Raw genomic sequence first — 20265 nt, forward strand, 5'->3', positions numbered from 1 at the left:
TTAGAAGGGAGACACATATGGCAAATGCATATAAGCAAGCAGGTGTTGATATAGAAGCAGGCTACGAAGCAGTGTCGCGTATGAAAAAGCATGTGGCAAGAACGATGAGGCCAGAGGTGATGGGAGGTCTTGGCGGGTTTGGCGGTCTTTTTGATTTGTCCGCAGTGAACGTGAAGAACCCTGTGTTAGTCTCAGGTACCGATGGAGTAGGGACCAAATTGATGCTTGCCTTTCATCTTAATAAACACGACACAATTGGGGTGGATGCAGTTGCGATGTGTGTCAACGATGTGGTTGTACAAGGGGCTGAGCCATTGTACTTTCTCGATTATATCGCGTGCGGGAAAGCCATTCCTGAAAATATTGAAAGTATTGTAAAGGGAATTGCCGATGGTTGCGAACAGGCAGGTTGTGCACTTGTTGGTGGAGAAACGGCCGAGATGCCAGGCATGTACAATGACGATGAATACGATTTGGCAGGTTTTACAGTAGGTGTGGTGGACAAGGAACGTCTTATTACCGGTAAGAACATTAAGGCAGGAAATGTTTTACTTGGCCTTTCATCCAGCGGAATACACAGCAATGGCTATTCGTTAGTTCGGAAAATCGTTTTTGAAAAAGGAAATTTAGATTTAAATAAGAAATATGCAGGATTTAATACTACCTTGGGTGAAGAACTATTAACACCAACTAAAATCTATGTTAAGCCTATTTTAGAAGTTTTGAAAAAATATGACATTAATGGGATGGCCCATATTACAGGTGGTGGATTTATCGAAAATATCCCGCGTATGCTTCCACAAGGCCTGCAGGCAGAGGTGGATTATGGTACTTGGCCAATCCCGCCAATCTTTGACCTGCTGCAAGAGGTAGGAGAACTAGACAGAAATGAAATGTTCAACATTTTTAATATGGGCATTGGAATGGTACTTGCTATTGATGAAGAAATTCTTTCAGAAGTTATTAAAACGCTTGAAGATAATGGAGAAAAAGCCTATATCATTGGTAGAATTAAAAATGGAGCAGGCATCACCTTTGGCGGAGGAGAAATCCGATGACGAGAATGGCTATTTTTGCATCAGGCAGCGGCTCCAATTTTCAAGCAATCGTGGATGCTTGCCGATCGGGAGCGCTTGATGCAGTCCCTGCCTTATTGATTTGTGATAAGGAGGATGCAATTGTTGTAAACAGGGCGAAAGCTGAAGCTGTGCCATCATTTGTGTTTACACCGAAATCTTACAAGAACAAAAAGGAGTTTGAATCTGAAATCCTCCTGCAGTTAGAAAAACACAAAATTGATTTCCTCGTTTTAGCAGGATATATGCGTCTTATCGGTTCCACGCTGCTAACTGCTTATAAAGGGAAAATCGTTAATATTCACCCTTCGCTATTGCCTGCTTTTCCTGGACTGGATGCCATTGGGCAAGCGATAAGCTACGGCGTGAAATTAACAGGAGTTACGATTCATTTTGTTGATGAGGGGATGGACACCGGTCCGATCATAGCGCAAAAAGCACTTGAGATTGAACCTAATGACACGCAAGAAACGCTCCAGCAAAAAATTCACAAGATAGAACATGAATATTATCCACAAACATTACAACAGATTTTTTCGAATAAAGGAGAGAAAATTATACGATGAGAGCCCTTGTTAGTGTTTCCAATAAAGAAAATATTGTATCGTTTGTAAAGCAGCTTGTTGAGCTTGGTATTGAGGTTATTTCCACAGGCGGAACGAAAAAAGTACTAGAAGAAAACGGGATAGAAGTAATTGGGATTTCTGCGGTAACCGGCTTTCCCGAGATATTAGATGGACGGGTTAAAACGCTTCACCCTATGATACATGGTGGGCTTCTTGCGATGAGAGACAATGAAGATCACAGACAACAACTAGAAACATATGGCATTACGCCAATTGATTTGGTTGTTGTGAACTTGTATCCGTTTAAAGAAACCATCTCCAAAAAGGATGCAACATTCGAGGATGCCATTGAAAACATTGATATTGGCGGCCCGACCATGCTTCGTTCAGCAGCAAAAAATCACCGTGACGTAGCGGTAATGGTTGACCCGGCGGATTATGAGGGAGTTCTTGCGGAACTGAAGGAAGCTGGCAAGGTGGAGGAAGGAACGCGCCGCCGGCTAGCAGCGAAGGTTTTCCGCCACACGGCAGCCTATGATGCGATGATTGCAAACTACCTGACAGAAGCTGTGGAAGAAACGCACCCAGAATCATTAACGCTTACGTTTGAAAAAAAACAGGGACTGCGATACGGAGAGAATCCTCATCAAAAAGCAACTTTTTATCAAGCGCCGCTAGTTTCTGATTTTTCAGTGGCCTCAGCTGAGCAAATGCATGGAAAAGAACTATCCTATAATAATATTAACGATGCTAACACTGCTTTGCAGATCGTCAAAGAGTTTACAGAGCCAGCTGTTGTGGCGGTTAAGCATATGAATCCATGTGGTGTTGGAGTGGGATCCTCTACAGTTGAAGCATACAGCCGTGCTTATGAGGCAGATCCTGTGTCCATCTTTGGAGGAATTCTTGCCTTTAATACAGAAGTGGATAAGGAAACGGCACTTCTGTTACATGAATTATTTTTAGAAATCATTATTGCGCCATCCTTCTCGGTGGGGGCATTAGAAGTGTTAAAGAAAAAGAAAAATATCCGCTTATTGACATTGGATATGAGTGGGAAAGATAGCCGAGATCTTCAATACTCATCTGTGCGTGGAGGACTTCTTGTTCAGGACGAGGATTATGCAGGAATAGAGCAGGCCAGATTAACGATTCCTACTAAGCGTGAACCAACGGAAAAAGAATGGGAGGATCTGAAGCTTGCTTGGAAAGTGGTAAAGCATGTGAAGTCCAATGCTATTGTGTTGACGAAAGGAAATCAAACAGTAGGTGTCGGAGCTGGACAAATGAACCGCGTAGGAGCAGCCAAAATCGCCTTAGAACAAGCAGGTGAAAAAGCAAAAGGATCTGCACTTGGCTCAGATGCGTTCTTTCCGATGGACGATACCATTGAAGCGGCAGCAAAAGCAGGCGTAACGGCGATTATTCAGCCAGGCGGTTCTATTCGCGATGAAGATTCCATTAAAAAAGCGGATGAGTATGGAATTGCAATGGTATTTACGGGAATACGTCATTTTAAGCATTAAGCTTTTTTTGTAAAGATTGTTGCTGTCCTATCCACACACAACATAAAAGCAACAATCAATGCGTAAACAGCCAAACATTAAACGAGAACACCTGGAGGGGATCCTATGAAAGTATTAGTAGTTGGAAAAGGGGGAAGAGAGCATGCCATCGCATGGAAGCTCTCACAAAGCCCATCCGTAACAGAGGTATTCATTGCGCCAGGGAATGTTGGGATGCAAGGATTAGGGACTTGTCTGCCAACTCTTCAGGAAAATGATACACAAGGGCTGATTGCTTTTGCTAAAAAAGAATTGGTGAACCTGACTATTGTTGGACCGGAAGTACCGTTACTAAATGGAATCGCGGATCGTTTTAAAGAAGAGGGACTACAGATTTTTGGTCCATCCAAAGCAGCGGCGCTTATTGAAGGAAGCAAAAGCTACGCCAAGGACCTTATGAAAAGATATGCTATTCCAACAGCGGCCTATGAAACATTTGAATCCTATGAAGAAGCAAGGCTATATATCGAAAGCAAAGGTGCACCGATTGTTCTTAAAGCGGATGGTTTGGCAGCTGGCAAAGGTGTGGTCGTTGCCATGACAGAGGAAGAAGCATTAGAAGCTATCCATGAGATGATGGAAGAATCTAAGTTCGGTGAAGCCTCAAGTAAAGTTGTAGTGGAAGAGTTTCTCGAAGGCGAAGAGTTTTCCTTTATGGCGTTTGTAAATGGCGATAAGGTATATCCGATGAGCATCGCACAAGATCATAAACGGGCTTACGATGGAGATCTTGGACCAAATACAGGTGGAATGGGTGCCTATTCCCCTGTCCCACATATCCAAAACAGCATTGTAGAGGAAGCATTAGAGACCATTCTGCTGCCAACAGCCAAAGCGCTGGTCAAAGAGGGAAGGCCATTTGTAGGGATCTTGTATGCTGGATTAATACTAACAACAGATGGTCCAAAGGTAATTGAATTTAACGCTCGCTTCGGAGACCCGGAAACACAGGTCGTGCTACCAAGACTAGAATCTGACTTAGGGGAAGTACTGGTTAAGGTGCTAAATAAGGAGGACATGGTGCTAGAGTGGTCGGAAAAATCGATGGTGGGTGTGGTGCTGGCATCCAAAGGCTACCCAGAACGGTATGATAATGGCGTGGAAATTAAAGGTCTGGACAAGATTGAGGAATCCTATGTGTTTCATGCAGGAACGGCAATGGAAGACGGCAATCTCGTTACAAACGGAGGACGTGTGCTGCTAGTCGCATCTCAGAAGACTTCGCTCTTGGATGCTCAACAGGCTGTATATGCGGAACTGGAAAAAGTCCAAAGTGAAGGGCTTTTCTATCGCAGGGATATTGCACACAAAGCTATTGCGGCCGGCGTTTCTTCTTCACAAAAACAAAAAGAATCGCTACTATCCCGCCAATAACAGAAGCAAGAACAAACGACATATCCGTCAAAAACTCCCAAAACATACAACCAACCTCCAATCACTAAAACGTAAATGTAACTTGGGAAAAAAACAACACAACCTTATACAGTTCGACAATAATAGTGAAATTCCTATTGGGGTCTGGCCCCAATAGGAATTTTTTTTCAAACCATCAACCGCTATTCATCATCCGCTACCCATCAACTGCAAACGATCAACCACAAAGCCTTCACTTGTCCATTAAACCAAATTTCAAGAAGGATTAATGGATTCCACTCCGTTGGCATCGGTTTGTTGTTGAAAGTCATCAAGGTCTTCAAATTCAAAGGCGTAATCATCGTCATCGTGGTCTTGGTAACGATCGAAAAGATCTGTTATCGGGCAGTATCTAACAATTCCTTCTCCGATTTTCATGGCAGCGAGTAGTGCCACAAAGATATAAGAGTCACGATATGGTTTACGAACCATCTTGCTTGTAATCCAGGCTAAAATCGTAAAGCCGGCTGTAATCCGAATTAATGCATTGACTATTCCGATGTTAGGTCTCATATTGTCTCCTCCAAAAATGAAGATTTAGTTTTACCACTTCCGTTTGACTATTTTCTAACAATTCTTAAATCGATAATGCGATTAAAACGTTGATATGGTAACATGGTAAAAAGAGGTTATATCAAGATAATATTTAGCATATCGAAGTAAGAAATTTGATAAATGGCTGTTTTTTCAGATCTATTGTTGCTTTTACCGATTCTTTACGGTTTTATAGCAACAATTTTTCCGAAAAGAGCCTAATAAATAATCAACAACTAAAAGTGGGTGAAGCTGTTGCAAGAACATAAATATAGATGGAAAAGTAAAAAATTAAGAGAACATGTAGCTGTCATAGATGGACAAATCGCTCCAAGCTGTGTCCTGACAAATGCAACCTACTTGAATGTTCACTTAAAGGTATGGCTGCAGGCCAATATTTGGATCTATGAGGATCGAATCGTCTACGTTGGAGACAATCTTCCTGAAAATACAGTGGGCACAGAGATGACGGACTGCTCTTCCCTTTACCTTGTACCAGGATACATTGAACCTCATGTTCATCCGTTTCAGTTATATAATCCCCTCTCTTTTGCTCAATATGCATCAAAATCTGGAACAACAACATTCGTTAATGATAATTTGATGCTTATTTTACAAATGACAAAAAAGAAAGCGTTTTCTTTTATAGAGGAGATGAACAAAACAGCTGCTACGATGTATTGGTGGTGCCGTTTTGATGCTCAAACAGAAATCAATCAGGAAGACGCAATTTTTTCGACAACCAATATGAAGGACTGGCTGAATCATCCAAGTGTCATTCAGGGTGGTGAGCTTACGGCTTGGCCGAAGCTGATGGCAGGGGACGACTTGCTGCTGCAATGGGTACAAGATGCAAAAGCTCGTAATAAACCTGTAGAAGGGCATTTTCCAGGAGCATCTGAAAAAACGCTAACCAAGATGAAGCTCCTTGGCATTGATAGTGACCATGAATCGATGTCAGGCGCTGATGTGGAAAAAAGAATCCGACAAGGATACACTGCAGCGCTTCGTTATTCATCGATACGCCCTGATCTGCCTGTGATTTTAGAGGAATTAGAAAAATCAGGGATTCATTATTATGACCAGACGTTCTTTACGACGGACGGCTCAACACCAAGCTTTTATGAGCAGGGGGTTATTGATAGGACGCTAGCGATCGCCATAGAAAAAGGAGTGCCGTTAGTGGAAGCCTATCGAATGGCATCCCTTAATGTGGCGAAGCATTTTCAAATGGAAGATCTTCATGGAAGCATTGCAACAGGGAGAATAGCCAATATAAACTTCCTAACAGGTAAAGACAAGCCCGTCCCTGTCGCTGTGTTGTCAAAAGGCCATTGGATCAAGAAAGACAATATACCTGTCCGGGATGCCTATGCAGAAATGAATTGGAAAGAAATAGGCTTGCCACCCCTTGAAATGGACTGGGATTTAACCATTGATGACTTGCAATTTTCGATGGCGATGGGCTTAGAAATGATGAACGAAGTAATCATTAAACCTTATTCTATTACATGCGACGTTTCAGGAGATTCCTTATCAATGAACCATGATCAATGCTTTCTGATGCTTGTAGATAGAGCTGGAAAGTGGCGCATCAATACAATTATAAAAGGCTTTGGCTCCACCCTTCATGGCTTTGCAAGCTCTTATTCTAATACAGGAGATATTGTTTTGATCGGGAAAAACAAGCAGGACATGATTAAAGCATTTCAGCATATGAAGGCTATAGGCGGAGGAATGGTGCTGGTGGAAGAAGGAGAAGTTATAAGTGAGATTCCTCTCCCACTAGGTGGCGGAATGTCGGATGCGGCAATGGAAGACTTAATTACGCAAGAAACCTCTCTGCGCAATACTCTGTTTGCAAGAGGCTATTCTTATAATGATCCAATTTATACTTTGCTATTTTTATCGTCGACACATCTTCCTTATATTAGAATAACACCTCGGGGAATCTATGATGTAATGAATAAAACGGTACTCTTTCCGTCAATAATGCGTTAAAATATAACTATGGTAAAGCATCATGCTGGATTATAGAGTTCTCAAGCGACTGATGGAAACAAAAAGGTGTAGACTCCCGCTAATTGGGAGACCAGGCAGGCGAAGTCAAACGGCTTCCTGAGAGCAACAGCGTTGTATAGACAAAACCTTAAAATATAGAGAAAAAGGTCAAATTACTAGGCTCTTTTCGCGAAAATTGTGACGGGTTATTTCCACTTATCTAGAAGCAGTGCGAAAACAGCTTATTACTTAAAGGTTGTGCATAAAGGAATGTTCAGTAAATATTTAGTCCTATTAACAGCAATGATGGTGATTTTAGCAGGATGCAGTGCTAATACAGATGATACTGCAACGGAACAGAATCAAACAGTAACCGAAACAACACCAGAGTCAAGTGAAGAACCTGCAGAACCGAAAGAAACAGAGCAGCAGAAAGAAGTTTATCCACTCACAGGAACAAGAGGAGAGACAACCTTAGACAGAAGACCTTTTGCTGTAATAATCAATAATGACATAAAAGCTCGTCCACAATCAGGCCTACATAAAGCCGATGTTGTTTATGAGGTACTGGCTGAAGGTGATATTACCAGGCTTGTCGCTATATTCCAAAGTGAAATTCCCCCTGATACCATTGGACCTGTCCGAAGTGCCAGAAGTTACAATGTGGACTTGGCTAAGGGATTCGATCCAGTTTTCGTTTTCCATGGCTGGAGTCCAGGAGCAAAGACCAAAATTGAAGCGGGCGAAATTGATGGAGTAAATGGACTGTCTTATGATGGCACGCTTTTTAAACGGGCAAGCTTTCGAAAGGCTCCACATAACTCTTATATTACTCACGAGAATATCATTAAAGGTGCAAACCAATTGAACTATGAGATAGAAGCAGATATACCCCCACTAACTTTTAAACAAGAAGCAGACTCAGTCGAAGGGGAAGCTACAGAATATGTGAAACTATCCTACTCTTCTAGAATCGCTACACAAGTAGAATACAAATTTGACGAAGCGAACGCCAATTATGTCAGGTATAGTGGGCAAGAGAAGAATATAGACTTGGATTCTTCGGAAGAAATTATCGCCCATAACATTTTTATTGTTGAAACAAGTCATAGGGTTGTGGATGATGTCGGAAGAAGAGACATTGATCTTACATCCGGTGGACGAGGAATTCTTATCAGAGAGGGCGTTCGACAGGAAGTGGATTGGAAAGAGGTGGATGGCAGAATTCTCCCCTTTAAAAATGAGCAACCTGTGCCATTCACTCCAGGTAAAACTTGGATACAGATTATTCCGAATCTAAATATAGTGTCCTATTAATAGGAGAAAAAAGGAGACCAATATATGCAAATCAATAAGTTAAGAGGCAAGGAACTTGATCAATTATTTGAAGCAGTTCTTTCCCTAAAAGATATGGAAGAATGCTACCGCTTCTTTGACGATCTCTGTACGGTAAATGAAATTCAATCTTTGGCCCAACGACTTGAAGTGGCAAGAATGCTGAAAGATGGCTTTACCTACCATAAAATCGAAACCGAAACAGGCGCAAGCACGGCTACAATTTCTCGTGTAAAGCGTTGCTTGAACTACGGAAACGATGCGTACGAAATGGCATTAAACCGTGTTGCCGAAGAGAAGAAGGAAGAAGTAGAGTAATAAAAGATGACTCACGTGAACCGCTTGCGTGGGTCGTTTTTTATTTCTGCACTAAAAAGGGCTTAACTTCCAGCAAACAATCTTCTTTCTTGTTTTTCGTATTGCTTGTGATTTTGCTATAATAGGGGAATGGAAAATTAGAATGGGGGACGTATGCGGTGTTAACGGAAATACGTGAATGGCAGCACGTTTTTAAATTAGATCCTAATAAAGAGATAACGGATGAAGATCTGGAGCTTGTATGTGAATCCGGAACCGACGCCATCCTTGTTGGTGGGACGGACGGAGTAACATTAGACAATGTCCTTCACTTAATGAGTAGGGTTCGCCGATATTCCCTGCCTTGTGTATTAGAGGTTTCCAATATAGAATCGGTCACACCAGGGTTTGATTTTTATTTTATCCCAACTGTGTTGAATAGTGGGAAAACGGACTGGGTTGTCGATCTTCAAATAGAAGCAATCAAGGAATACGGGGACATCATGAACTGGGACGAGATTGTAGCGGAAGGCTATTGTATCTTAAACCCTGATTGTAAGGCAGCGAGATTAACAGAAGCGAAAACAAACTTAGAACAAGACGATATCATCGCCTATGCTAGACTGGCGGAGAAAATGTTTAATCTGCCTATCTTCTACTTAGAATATAGTGGAATGTATGGAGATGCAGACCTCGTGAAAGCGGCTAAGGACACATTAGAGACGACACAATTATTCTATGGTGGAGGAATTACCTCAGCGGAGCAGGCAAAAGAAATGGCGCAGCACGCGGACACGATCGTAGTGGGAAATGTCGTCTATGATGATTTAGAAGAAGCCTTAAAAACGGTAAGAGCCGTTCGGAAAAATAAATAAAGGTTAATAAAGACAAAACAGAAGATATTTAGTATGATAAAATAAGAACATATGTTTGTATAGGCGGTGGAAAAATGCAATATTTAAGTCAAAGGCTGTTAGAAGGGTTAAATCCGATGCAGCAGGAAGCGGTAAAAAAAACAGACGGTCCACTTCTAATCATGGCAGGTGCGGGTAGTGGAAAAACGAAGGTTCTAACACACAGGATCGCCTATTTAATGGCTGAAAAAGAAGTGGCACCATGGAATATCCTTGCGATTACCTTTACCAACAAAGCAGCAAGGGAAATGAAAGAACGTGTACAAGTATTGCTTGGACCGGCGGCAGAGGATATTTGGATCTCCACTTTTCACTCGATGTGCGTGCGGATTTTGCGTCGGGATATTGACCGGATCGGTATGAATAGAAATTTTACCATCCTAGATACAACGGATCAGCTTTCCGTTATTAAAAATGTTTTAAAAGATAAAAATATGGATCCAAAGAAATTTGAACCACGTACGATGCTTGGAACAATCAGTTCTGCAAAAAATGAACTAATGAACCCGGAAGACTATGCAAAACAGCCTCTTGGGCCCTATGAGCAAATGGTAAGTGAGGTTTATACCGACTATCAAAAGCGCTTAAAAAAAAACCAAGCACTAGATTTTGATGATTTGATTATGACAACTATTCACCTATTCAAGAGAGTACCTGAAGTTCTCGAGTACTATCAGCGCAAGTTTCAATATATCCATGTGGATGAGTATCAAGATACAAACCATGCCCAGTACACCTTAGTAAAGCTGCTTGCTGACCGTTTGAAGAATCTTTGTGTTGTAGGGGACTCTGATCAGTCCATCTATCGCTGGCGTGGAGCAGACATTGCCAATATTCTTTCCTTTGAAAAAGATTACCCGAATGCCGAGGTCGTTCTGTTAGAGCAGAATTACCGCTCAACGAAACGAATTCTTGAGGCAGCAAATAAAGTAATCGAGCATAATATCAGCAGAAAACCTAAAAACTTATGGACAGAAAATACGGAAGGTCAAAAGATAATCTACTATCAAGCAGATTCCGAGAAATCTGAAGCGCAGTTCGTTGTTGGAAAAATGAGAGAGATTATTCGAAAGAATCCACAAAGAAAGTTCTCTGATTTTGCCATCCTATATCGCACGAACGCCCAATCGCGTGTGATGGAGGAAATGCTCTTGATGTCCAATATCAACTACTCGATCGTTGGAGGGACAAAGTTCTACGACCGTAAAGAAATCAAGGACATACTTGCCTATTTGCGCCTTATTGCTAATCCGGATGATGATATCAGCCTAGCTCGCATCGTGAACACCCCAAAGCGTGGTATCGGAGCTACAACTTTGGACAAAATATCTAACTACGCAGCACAACATGATATTTCCCTATTCATCGCACTGGCTGAAATTGATTTAATCGGTGTAAGTGGCCGTGCAACAGCAGCATTAAAAGAATTCCGTTCATTAATCGATAACTACGTTCAAATGCAGGAATACCTGTCAGTAACCGAACTAGTGGAAGAAGTTCTTGAGAAATCGGGATACCGTGAAATGCTGAAAGCGGATAAGACCATCGAGTCGCAAAGCCGCTTAGAGAATATAGATGAATTTCTATCGGTAACGAAGAATTTTGAAGAAAAATACGACGACAAAAGCCTGCTGGCGTTTTTAACAGATCTAGCTTTGGTGGCCGATATTGATAAGCTAGATGAAGAAGACGAGTCCCAGCAAGAGGCTGTTATCTTAATGACCCTACATGCTGCAAAAGGATTAGAGTTTCCAGTAGTATTCCTGATCGGCCTTGAGGAGGGAGTATTCCCACATAGTCGCTCTCTTTTTGAAGAAGCGGAAATGGAAGAAGAACGACGTCTTGCTTATGTAGGAATCACTAGGGCAGAAGAGGAACTATTCATAACGAACGCCCAGATGAGAACCCTGTACGGCCGTACCAATATGAACCCTCCATCGCGCTTTATTAAAGAAATACCAGAAGAACTAATGGAAAATGAGGCAGTTCAAGAAACCAAAATACCACCAAGAGCTACCCCATTCGGCGGAAGAACCCCATTTGGCGGTACAGCAGCCTCTGCTCCAGTGCAACGCCGAGCGACATCATCTGTTAACAGAGGTTTGACTGCCACTGGCGGCGAAAGCCATGATTGGAATGTAGGCGACAAAGCGGAGCATAAAAAATGGGGCACAGGAACGGTAGTCAGTGTCAAAGGAGAAGGCGACAACAAAGAACTTGATATTGCGTTTCCAAGTCCAACGGGAGTAAAAAGACTTTTAGCAAAGTTTGCTCCAGTAACGAAGGCTTAACAAGGCAAGGTGACACGGAAAAAGAAAGGGCGGGCTTAGATGGAAAGAGAAAAAGCTGAAAAAAGGGTAAAAGAGCTTCAAGAGATGCTTCATCAATATAATTATGAGTATCATGTACTCGACAAACCCTCTGTTTCGGATGAAGAGTACGATTCTCTTTTACGGGAGCTCTTAACACTAGAAACCGAGTTTCCTGAGTTTCAAACCTCAGACTCCCCCTCCCAACGAGTGGGCGGAACCATTTTAGAAATGTTCAATAAAGTCGAGCATCGCACCCCGATGCTTAGCCTTGGCAATGCCTTCGATGAAGCGGACCTGCGCGATTTTGACCGTCGTGTCCGGCAGGCAGTCGGGGACAGCTTCACCTATGTGTGTGAGTTGAAAATTGATGGATTAGCGGTTTCCCTTCGCTATGAAGATGGCTTGTTTGTTCTAGGTGCAACCCGTGGGGACGGAACCACAGGCGAAGACATTACAATGAACTTAAAGACCATACGTTCCGTTCCTTTGCGCTTAAAGGATTCTGTTACCATTGAGGTGCGCGGAGAAGCTTTTATGCCGAAAAAATCCTTTGAAGCTTTAAATGAGGCAAAAGTGGAACGTGAAGAAGAACCTTTTGCTAACCCTCGGAATGCGGCAGCAGGCTCGTTGCGTCAATTGGATCCCAAAATCGCTGCAAGCCGTAACCTGGATGTTTATGTTTATAGCTTGGCTGATGCGGGAGAAACCGGGATTGATGCGCATAGCGAAGCACTGGACTATCTAGATCGTGTTGGCTTTAAAACGAATAATGAAAGAAAGAAATGCTCCACTATCGAGGAAGTAATTGAGTACGTCGAGTCCTGGAACACTAAGCGTCCAGAACTAGCGTATGATATAGACGGTATTGTCATAAAGGTAGATGAAACAGACCACCAAGAACAGCTCGGCTTTACCGCTAAAAGTCCTCGCTGGGCAATTGCCTATAAATTCCCGGCCGAGGAAGTAGCAACTAGACTACTTGATATTGAATTAAATATCGGAAGAACAGGCGTCATAACACCGACCGCTATCTTAGAGCCCGTTCGTGTTGCGGGTACAACGGTTCAACGAGCATCCTTACATAATGAGGATTTAATTCGTGAAAAGGACATAAAGCTTGGTGATTATGTTATTGTAAAAAAAGCAGGGGACATCATTCCTGAAGTGGTCAATGTTCTAGTTGAAAAGCGCACAGGAGAAGAACAGGACTTTCATATGCCAACACACTGTCCGGAATGCGAAAGTGAACTGGTCCGAATCGAAGGAGAAGTAGCCCTACGCTGCATTAATCCTAAATGCCCTGCGCAAATCCGGGAGGGACTTATCCACTTTGTATCGAGAAATGCCATGAATATTGACGGTCTAGGTGAAAAGGTCATTGCACAGCTATTTCACGAAAACCTGATTGAAGATGTGGCAGATCTTTATAAGCTAACAAAAGAACAGCTTCTTGAGTTAGAGAGAATGGGCGAAAAGTCAGCAGATAACCTAATAAGCGCAATTGATAAAACAAAGAGCAATTCCATGGAACGCCTCTTGTTTGGTCTTGGAATCCGTTTAGTTGGAGCAAAGGCAGCAAAAACATTGGCACAGGAATTTGACCACATGGATCGGTTAGCTTCCTTAACCAAAGAAGAGCTAACAGCCGTGCACGAAATTGGTGATAAAATGGCCGATTCTATCGTGACCTATTTTGAACAGCCAGAGGCAATGGAGCTGTTGCAGGAATTAAAAAATGCAGGCGTTAACATGGCATACAAAGGCCCCAAAAAGGTCAGTGCAGACGATGTTGATTCTTATTTTGCCGGAAAAACGATTGTTCTAACAGGAAAGCTGGAAGAAATGTCCCGAAACGATGCGAAAGCAGCAATCGAACAATTAGGTGGAAAAGTGACCGGTAGCGTTAGCAAGAATACCCATTTAGTTATTGCCGGTGAAGAAGCGGGTTCTAAGCTTGCAAAAGCCGAGGAGCTTGGAATAGAAGTATGGAATGAAGCGAGAATGCTTGAAGAAATACAATCATAAGAGGTGTTGGAAGGTGAATAGGTTTTTAACGATTCTCCTTATGTTTTCTCTTTTTGCCACGGGCTGTATCCCTGGCTTTGAGAAAGAAGAAGAAGTTATTCAAGATCCAGGGGAACAGGAAACAATGGAAAAAGCGATTGTTCCCAGGTTTAAAATTTCCGATGATTATTATCAAACAATCCTACCTTTTAAAGCGGGTCAGACTCGTGGCCAGGTAGTGGCGCGATTAAACAGCAGAGTAGATGTCGAAGAGCTGGAAACTGGCCTTATGCGCTTGGCGCAAGATCCGTTTCCTTCTGATAATTACTTGTATCAAGAAGGGCAGTACATTGATCGCGACACAGTAAGATCGTGGCTTGGTCGCGAATTAACCCCCGCCCAGCTTGAACGTGAACTGGAAGAAAATGAGGATTTTCAAAATGTAGGCTTAAATCCCCCTCTCGTTCAGGGAGGATCAACCGAAGAAACAAATGAAAACAGCCCTATCTATCTTGCACACATTCTCGAACAAAACTATTTGGTTCGAAACGATGATGGCACGGTTGAACTTGGAGGAATTTCGATTGGTATTGCGTTAAACTCTGTTCACTATTATAACCTCGATGCAGAAGATGGCGGATATCCGAGGGAGTACGAGATTGACGATGCTGAGCTTGATACCGCTGGCCGTGAGATTGCAGAAAAGGTTGTCCAACGAGTTCGTGAAATGACGGGGCTAAGCGATATCCCTATTACTGTAGGTTTATTCAAGCAAAGTGCCGCCACTTCCATTATTCCAGGAAATTTCATTGCCACAGCCACTGTTCCAGCAGGTCAAAACTCCATAAATAATTGGGATGACCTAAAGGAAGAGTACCATCTGTTCCCATCAACAGCTGCTACAGAAGCATACCGTGACGATGCAGTAAGATTTGACAACTTTAAACTCGATATTGATGACTACTTTCCTAACCATACCGGTATTATTGGAAAAGGTTTTTATATTGATGAAGATCTCCAGCAATTAAATATCGAAGTGAATATGGACTTTTACGGCAAGGCGGAACTGATTGGCTTCACCCAGTATGTTACCGGCTTAGTAGTGGAGCATTTTCCAAACTATATTAATCTACAACTTTCCATTTCTTCCATCAGTGGAGAAGAAGCCTTGATTGTCAGAGATGCTGGAGCAGAAGAACCATTTGTTCATATTTATTAAAAGGGAATTTGGTTATTTGGGTGTTATATACTGATGCTGAATGGATATATAGAGAAACCTACTATCTTTGGATGGTGGGTTTTTTGGGTTGTTGGAGGAGTTTGTTAGATGGATTGGGGAAGTAGTTAGATGGGAGGTGGAAGTTGTGAGATGAAATAGGAAGTAGTTAGATAAATCAGGGAGGTTGTTAGATGAAATAGGAAAGTAGTTAGATAAATCAGGGAGGTTGTTAGATAAAATAGAAAAAAAGTTAGATGAAGAGAGTAAAGTTGTTAGATAAATTTAGAAAGTAGTTAGATGAAATAGGAAAAGTTGTTAGATAGATCACCAAAAGTAGCGAAAAACTCCCTAAATTGCAGTCCTTTTACTGCTAGAACAAGTGAAAATAGCCCCAATATGGAACCGGCACCATAAAAAACCTCAATTACCAATTAAAATAGAAAACAAACAAACAAAATAGAGAGAAAACCATTCGTAATGCTGAAGAAATATTATTCGTCCTCACCTCAATCCCCACCCGCCCGCAATGCCCGTCATCTCCATACCAACGCCCCCAAAAACAAACCGCTTCCACTTTTCTGATAACAAACAATATTTGAAAGACTATCGAGTATGAGGTAGAATGAGAATTGTATGCAAGCGCTTAGAATTGAAGGAGGCGAATGTAATGGTAGTACCTTACAAACATGAACCATTTACTGATTTCACTAATGAGGAGAACAAGCAGGCCTATTTAGAGGGCTTAAAGCTAGTAAACTCTTATTTAGGACAAGATTATGACCTATTAATTGGTGGAGAGCGTGTTACGACTGAAGATAAGATCGTATCCGTTAACCCTTCCAATAAAGAAGAAATTATTGGTCGTGTGTCAAAAGCTGATCGTGATTTAGCGGAAAAGGCGATGCAGGTTGCAGATGAAACGTTCCAAACTTGGCGTAAAGTGAAGCCAGAAGTTAGAGCGGACATCCTATTCCGTGCGGCAGCTATCATTCGCCGCCGTAAGCATGAATTTTCTGCATTATTAACGAAAGAAGCGGGTAAACCTTGGAACGAGGCAGATGCTGATACAGCAGAAGCAATTGATTTCCTAGAATACTATGCTCGTCAAATGCTTGAATTAAAAGATGGTATGCCTGTAGAAAGTCGTGCAGGTGAATACAATCGTTATAACTATATTCCACTAGGTGTCGGCGTTATCATTTCACCTTGGAACTTCCCATTTGCAATTATGGCTGGTACAACAGTAGCGGCAATTGTAACAGGTAACACTGTGCTATTGAAACCTGCATCAACAACGCCGGTTGTAGCTGCAAAGTTTGTTGAAGTAATGGAAGAGGCGGGCTTACCTGCTGGTGTTCTTAACTTTGTACCAGGAAGTGGAGCAGAAGTAGGAGACTATCTCGTTGATCACCCACGTACTCGATTCATTTCTTTTACAGGATCTCGTGATGTTGGGACAAGAATCTATGAGCGTGCTTCCAAAGTAAACGAAGGCCAAATCTGGTTGAAACGCGTGATTGCTGAAATGGGTGGAAAAGATACCATGGTAGTTGATAAAGATGGTGATCTTGAATTAGCTGCTCAATCCATCGTGAAATCTGCATTCGGTTTCTCAGGACAAAAATGTTCTGCTTGTTCCCGTGCAGTAATTGTGGAAGATGTATATGACCAAGTTTTAAACCGTGCAGTTGAATTGACAAAAGAATTAACAGTGGGAGATCCTACTGAAAACAATCATTTCATGGGTCCAGTAATTGACCAAGCTGCATTTGATAAAATTATGAAATACGTTGAAATCGGAAGAGAAGAAGGACGCATCCTAGCGGGTGGAGAGGGCGACAGCTCGAAAGGATTCTTCGTACAACCTACAATCGTAGCGGACGTTGATCCAAAAGCTCGCTTAATGCAAGAAGAAATCTTCGGACCAGTAGTAGCATTCTCAAAAGCAAAAGACTTTGATCATGCCCTTGAGATTGCCAACAACACAGATTACGGATTAACAGGAGCGGTTATCACAAACAACCGTGACCATATCGAAAAAGCACGTGAAGACTTCCACGTAGGTAACTTATACTTTAACCGTGGTTGTACAGGCGCCATCGTTGGATACCAGCCATTTGGTGGATTCAACATGTCAGGAACAGACTCCAAAGCAGGCGGACCTGACTACCTATTATTACACCTACAAGCAAAAACTACATCTGAAACATTATAAGATGAAAAAGAAGCTGACTTTCGGGTCGGCTTCTTTTTTTTCTCTACTGAAATATTTGTTTGTATATTTTGGAAAGATGGCTAAATACTAACTATTGTGCAAAACATGTGTTTTAGAAAAAAGGAGGATAAGATAATGAAAAAATTATTGTTCATGCTATCGGTTTGTATGCTTGTTTTGGGTGTGGCAGGTGGGGCTTTTGCTTCTGAAGGAGGAGCAAAGGTGCGAATTTTACACGCTTCACCAGATGCTCCTGAAGTAGATGTGTATGTAGACGGGGCGCCTGTTGTAAAAGCAGCAGCATTTAAAGCGGCAACAGAGTATCTTCCACTCAAAGCTGGAGAACATACAGTGGAAATCTTTCCAGCAGGAAAAAAAGATCAAGCGGTAATTTCGCAAAAAGTCACGGTAGAACAAGGAAAAGCTTATACCGTGGCGGCAGCGAACAAGCTTGCTAATCTGGAACTAGTGATTGTGGAGGATTCAATGGATGTAACAGAAGGAAAGACGAAAATCCGTGTTGGACATCTTTCACCTGATGCGCCTACCGTGGATGTAGGATTAAAAGGGGGAGAAGCATTATTTAAAGGTGCATCGTTCAAGGGTGTAACCGACTATATTGAAGTTGCCCCAGGCCTTTATGATTTAGAAATCCGAACGCCTGATGGAAAGCAAGTACTGGATTTATCCGGATCCAAACTAGAAGGAAATAATGTGTATAGTCTATTTGCAGTTAACACTGCTGACAAACTAGAAGTTTTGGCGTTGGTAGACAACGCTAAAACAAACTAAAAATATAAGGCCATTCCCATTAGAATATGCTAATGGGAATAGCTTTTTTTATCGTTATGCTACTATAGGAAAATTCAAACAAACGTTTGATTGAAAGAAGAAGTGAACGTGGGAGTACCAAGGGGTTTGAAGGTTCATTTAGAAAACAACTTTTTAAAATGTTATAGTAGATTTATGGTCTATTATGGGTTATTTTCACTGTTTTGCAATGTATTATTATTTTTATAAAGAATTTTTCAAACAAACGATTGTTTAACTGTAAAATTAAATACAGTATTACCAATGGCTACAGCTGGTGTGTAACAAATGAACTTTTTAAAGTACTATCGTATAAAACCTTCTTAAGCCTAGAAAGGGCAAAAAGAGAGCCTGCAGTAGCAAGGCTCTCTTTTGGTACCCATTATAGAGATTATTTATTCTGTTCTTCTTCCAAAGTATCTTCCATTTCGGTGAATGTTTCACGAACTGGTTTTCTTGGGAAGTTAGTAAGATAACTTACAGCGACAATGGCAATGGTACTCAGGATAAATCCAGGTACGATTTCATAAATAAAGTCGCTTAGTGAGCCACCGTTGATTTCAATCCACTCAACTGGAGTATAGATCCATATTAGAACGGTTATGGCACCTACGAGCATCCCTGCAAGTGCTCCCCAACGGTTCATACGTTTCCAGTATAGGCTAAGGATAATTGCTGGCCCAAATGCTGCACCAAATCCAGCCCATGCGTTACCAACCAAATCAAGGATGGTGTCATTTGGTGTGTAGGAAAGGAAAATACCCACAATTGCAACGATTAGTACGGAAATACGTCCTGCTAATACTAATTCTTTATCAGAAGCATCGCGACGGAAGAATGTTTTGTAAAAATCTTCTGTTAAGGCACTTGAAGTAACAAGCAACTGAGAAGAAATTGTGCTCATAATGGCTGCCAAAATTGCTGCCAGTAAGAATCCTCCGACTAAAGGATGGAAAAGTAATTGCGATAAGACAATGAAAATCGTCTCTGAGTTTTCAAAGTCCATTCCGTTCTGTGATACATAAGCGATACCGACAAATCCTGTCGCTAATGCACCAATAATAGAAACAATCATCCAGCCAATTCCGATACGGCGAGCTGCTTTGAATTCACGAACACTTTTAATCGCCATAAATCGAACGATAATGTGTGGCTGGCCAAAATAACCAAGTCCCCATGCAAGCAATGATATAATTCCTAGAATGGTTGTTCCAGTGAAAAAGTCAAGATAAGTTGGATCAATAGCTCTTACATCAGTTAAAGTTGCATCAATGCCTCCAAGTGAAGTGAAGGCGACGATTGGGACAAGAACCAAGGCGATTAACATAATACAACCTTGAACAAAGTCCGTTAAACTAACTGCCAAGAATCCACCAAATAGAGTGTAGGCTACAACAACACCTGCTGTAACGAATAGGCCCCATCTATAGTCTAAGCCAAAGGCACTTTCAAAAAGAGTCCCCCCGGAAACGAGTCCGGCAGATGTATAAAGTGTAAAGAAAATAATGATAACAATCGCAGATACAAAGCGAAGAATGCGAGTTTGATCAAAAAAGCGGTTTTCAAAATAATCTGGAATTGTAATAGAATCGTTTGCTACCTCAGTATAGGTACGAAGACGAGGTGCTACGATAATATAATTTAAATAAGCACCAATTGTTAAACCAATAGCAATCCAAGCACTTGATATACCTGATGCATACATTGCACCGGGTAACCCCATTAGCATCCAGCCACTCATATCTGATGCACCAGCTGAAAGTGCAGTAACTCCTGGTCCTAAATTACGACCGCCTAGCATGTATTCTGATAAATCACCTGTAGATTTTTTATAAGCATAATACCCAATCCCAAGCATTGCAATAAAGTAAATTGCGAGGGATATAATTGTTCCAGTATCCATCCTAACACTCCCCTATAATTTCTCTTTTTTTGGCAATTCCGGCGCCCCGAATTGCACTTATACCGGTTATGAGTATTTAAGCTAACAAAGTATTTCCCACA

Annotated in this window: 15 protein-coding genes and 1 pseudogene; 13 read left to right on the plus strand and 3 right to left on the minus strand. The window is 41.8% G+C overall.

What is annotated here, in order from left to right:
- Positions 1-17: 17 nt before the first annotated feature.
- The 4 genes from purM (at position 18) to purD (ending at position 4581) form a co-directional block, all read left to right on the plus strand.
- Positions 18-1058: a phosphoribosylformylglycinamidine cyclo-ligase gene (gene purM / locus K9B36_RS10910; protein ID WP_223702093.1), complete on the plus strand. Its 1041-nt coding sequence runs from the start codon at positions 18-20 to the stop codon at positions 1056-1058.
- A complete protein-coding gene (purN, locus tag K9B36_RS10915; RefSeq protein WP_223702094.1) occupies positions 1055-1642 on the plus strand; it encodes a phosphoribosylglycinamide formyltransferase in 588 nt (195 codons plus the stop codon). The genes purM and purN overlap by 4 nt, the downstream gene beginning before the upstream one ends.
- On the plus strand, positions 1639-3168 hold the full coding sequence (gene purH, locus K9B36_RS10920) for a bifunctional phosphoribosylaminoimidazolecarboxamide formyltransferase/IMP cyclohydrolase (protein WP_223702095.1): 1530 nt from the start codon (positions 1639-1641) through the stop codon (positions 3166-3168). The genes purN and purH overlap by 4 nt, the downstream gene beginning before the upstream one ends.
- Positions 3169-3273: 105 nt before the next feature.
- The gene (purD, locus tag K9B36_RS10925) at positions 3274-4581 is read left to right on the plus strand and encodes a phosphoribosylamine--glycine ligase (protein WP_223702096.1); all 1308 of its coding nucleotides are present in this window, start codon (positions 3274-3276) and stop codon (positions 4579-4581) included.
- Here purD and K9B36_RS17065 read toward each other — a convergent pair.
- Positions 4574-4627 (minus strand): annotated as a pseudogene (locus K9B36_RS17065) (EYxxD motif small membrane protein); the annotation flags it as partial. The gene purD and the pseudogene K9B36_RS17065 overlap by 8 nt on opposite strands.
- Before the next feature lie 209 nt (positions 4628-4836).
- Positions 4837-5133, minus strand: coding sequence for a YgaP family membrane protein (locus K9B36_RS10930; protein WP_223702097.1), 297 nt, complete (start codon positions 5131-5133; stop codon positions 4837-4839).
- A 276-nt stretch (positions 5134-5409) separates the two neighbouring features.
- Between K9B36_RS10930 and K9B36_RS10935 the strand changes: the two genes are divergently transcribed.
- The 9 genes from K9B36_RS10935 to K9B36_RS10975 all read left to right on the plus strand — a co-directional run bounded on the left by K9B36_RS10935 (position 5410) and on the right by K9B36_RS10975 (position 18243).
- Positions 5410-7155, plus strand: a complete 1746-nt coding sequence (locus tag K9B36_RS10935) for an adenine deaminase C-terminal domain-containing protein (protein WP_223702098.1) — start codon at positions 5410-5412, stop codon at positions 7153-7155.
- Positions 7156-7425: 270 nt separating this feature from the next.
- Positions 7426-8472: a DUF3048 domain-containing protein gene (locus K9B36_RS10940; RefSeq protein ID WP_223702099.1), complete on the plus strand. Its 1047-nt coding sequence runs from the start codon at positions 7426-7428 to the stop codon at positions 8470-8472.
- A gap of 24 nt (positions 8473-8496) precedes the next feature.
- Positions 8497-8808: a YerC/YecD family TrpR-related protein gene (locus tag K9B36_RS10945; protein WP_223702100.1), complete on the plus strand. Its 312-nt coding sequence runs from the start codon at positions 8497-8499 to the stop codon at positions 8806-8808.
- A gap of 158 nt (positions 8809-8966) precedes the next feature.
- Complete coding sequence (locus K9B36_RS10950; protein WP_223702101.1) at positions 8967-9662, plus strand: heptaprenylglyceryl phosphate synthase; 696 nt, start codon at positions 8967-8969, stop codon at positions 9660-9662.
- Between the two features lie 74 nt (positions 9663-9736).
- On the plus strand, positions 9737-11992 hold the full coding sequence (gene pcrA, locus K9B36_RS10955) for a DNA helicase PcrA (RefSeq protein ID WP_223702102.1): 2256 nt from the start codon (positions 9737-9739) through the stop codon (positions 11990-11992).
- Positions 11993-12031: 39 nt separating this feature from the next.
- Entirely contained in the window at positions 12032-14038 is a 2007-nt protein-coding gene (ligA, locus tag K9B36_RS10960) for an NAD-dependent DNA ligase LigA (protein ID WP_223702103.1), read from the plus strand.
- Between the two features lie 13 nt (positions 14039-14051).
- A complete protein-coding gene (locus K9B36_RS10965) occupies positions 14052-15236 on the plus strand; it encodes a CamS family sex pheromone protein (protein WP_223702104.1) in 1185 nt (394 codons plus the stop codon).
- 667 nt (positions 15237-15903) lie between these two features.
- Complete coding sequence (pruA, locus tag K9B36_RS10970; protein ID WP_223702105.1) at positions 15904-17451, plus strand: L-glutamate gamma-semialdehyde dehydrogenase; 1548 nt, start codon at positions 15904-15906, stop codon at positions 17449-17451.
- Between the two features lie 135 nt (positions 17452-17586).
- A complete protein-coding gene (locus K9B36_RS10975) occupies positions 17587-18243 on the plus strand; it encodes a DUF4397 domain-containing protein (RefSeq protein ID WP_223702106.1) in 657 nt (218 codons plus the stop codon).
- 409 nt (positions 18244-18652) lie between these two features.
- Here K9B36_RS10975 and putP read toward each other — a convergent pair whose 3' ends face one another.
- A complete protein-coding gene (putP, locus tag K9B36_RS10980) occupies positions 18653-20164 on the minus strand; it encodes a sodium/proline symporter PutP (RefSeq protein ID WP_223702107.1) in 1512 nt (503 codons plus the stop codon).
- Between the last annotated feature and the right edge of the window lie 101 nt (positions 20165-20265).

This window comes from Sutcliffiella deserti (assembly GCF_020037475.1).
Taxonomy (GTDB): domain Bacteria; phylum Bacillota; class Bacilli; order Bacillales; family Bacillaceae_I; genus Sutcliffiella_A; species Sutcliffiella_A deserti.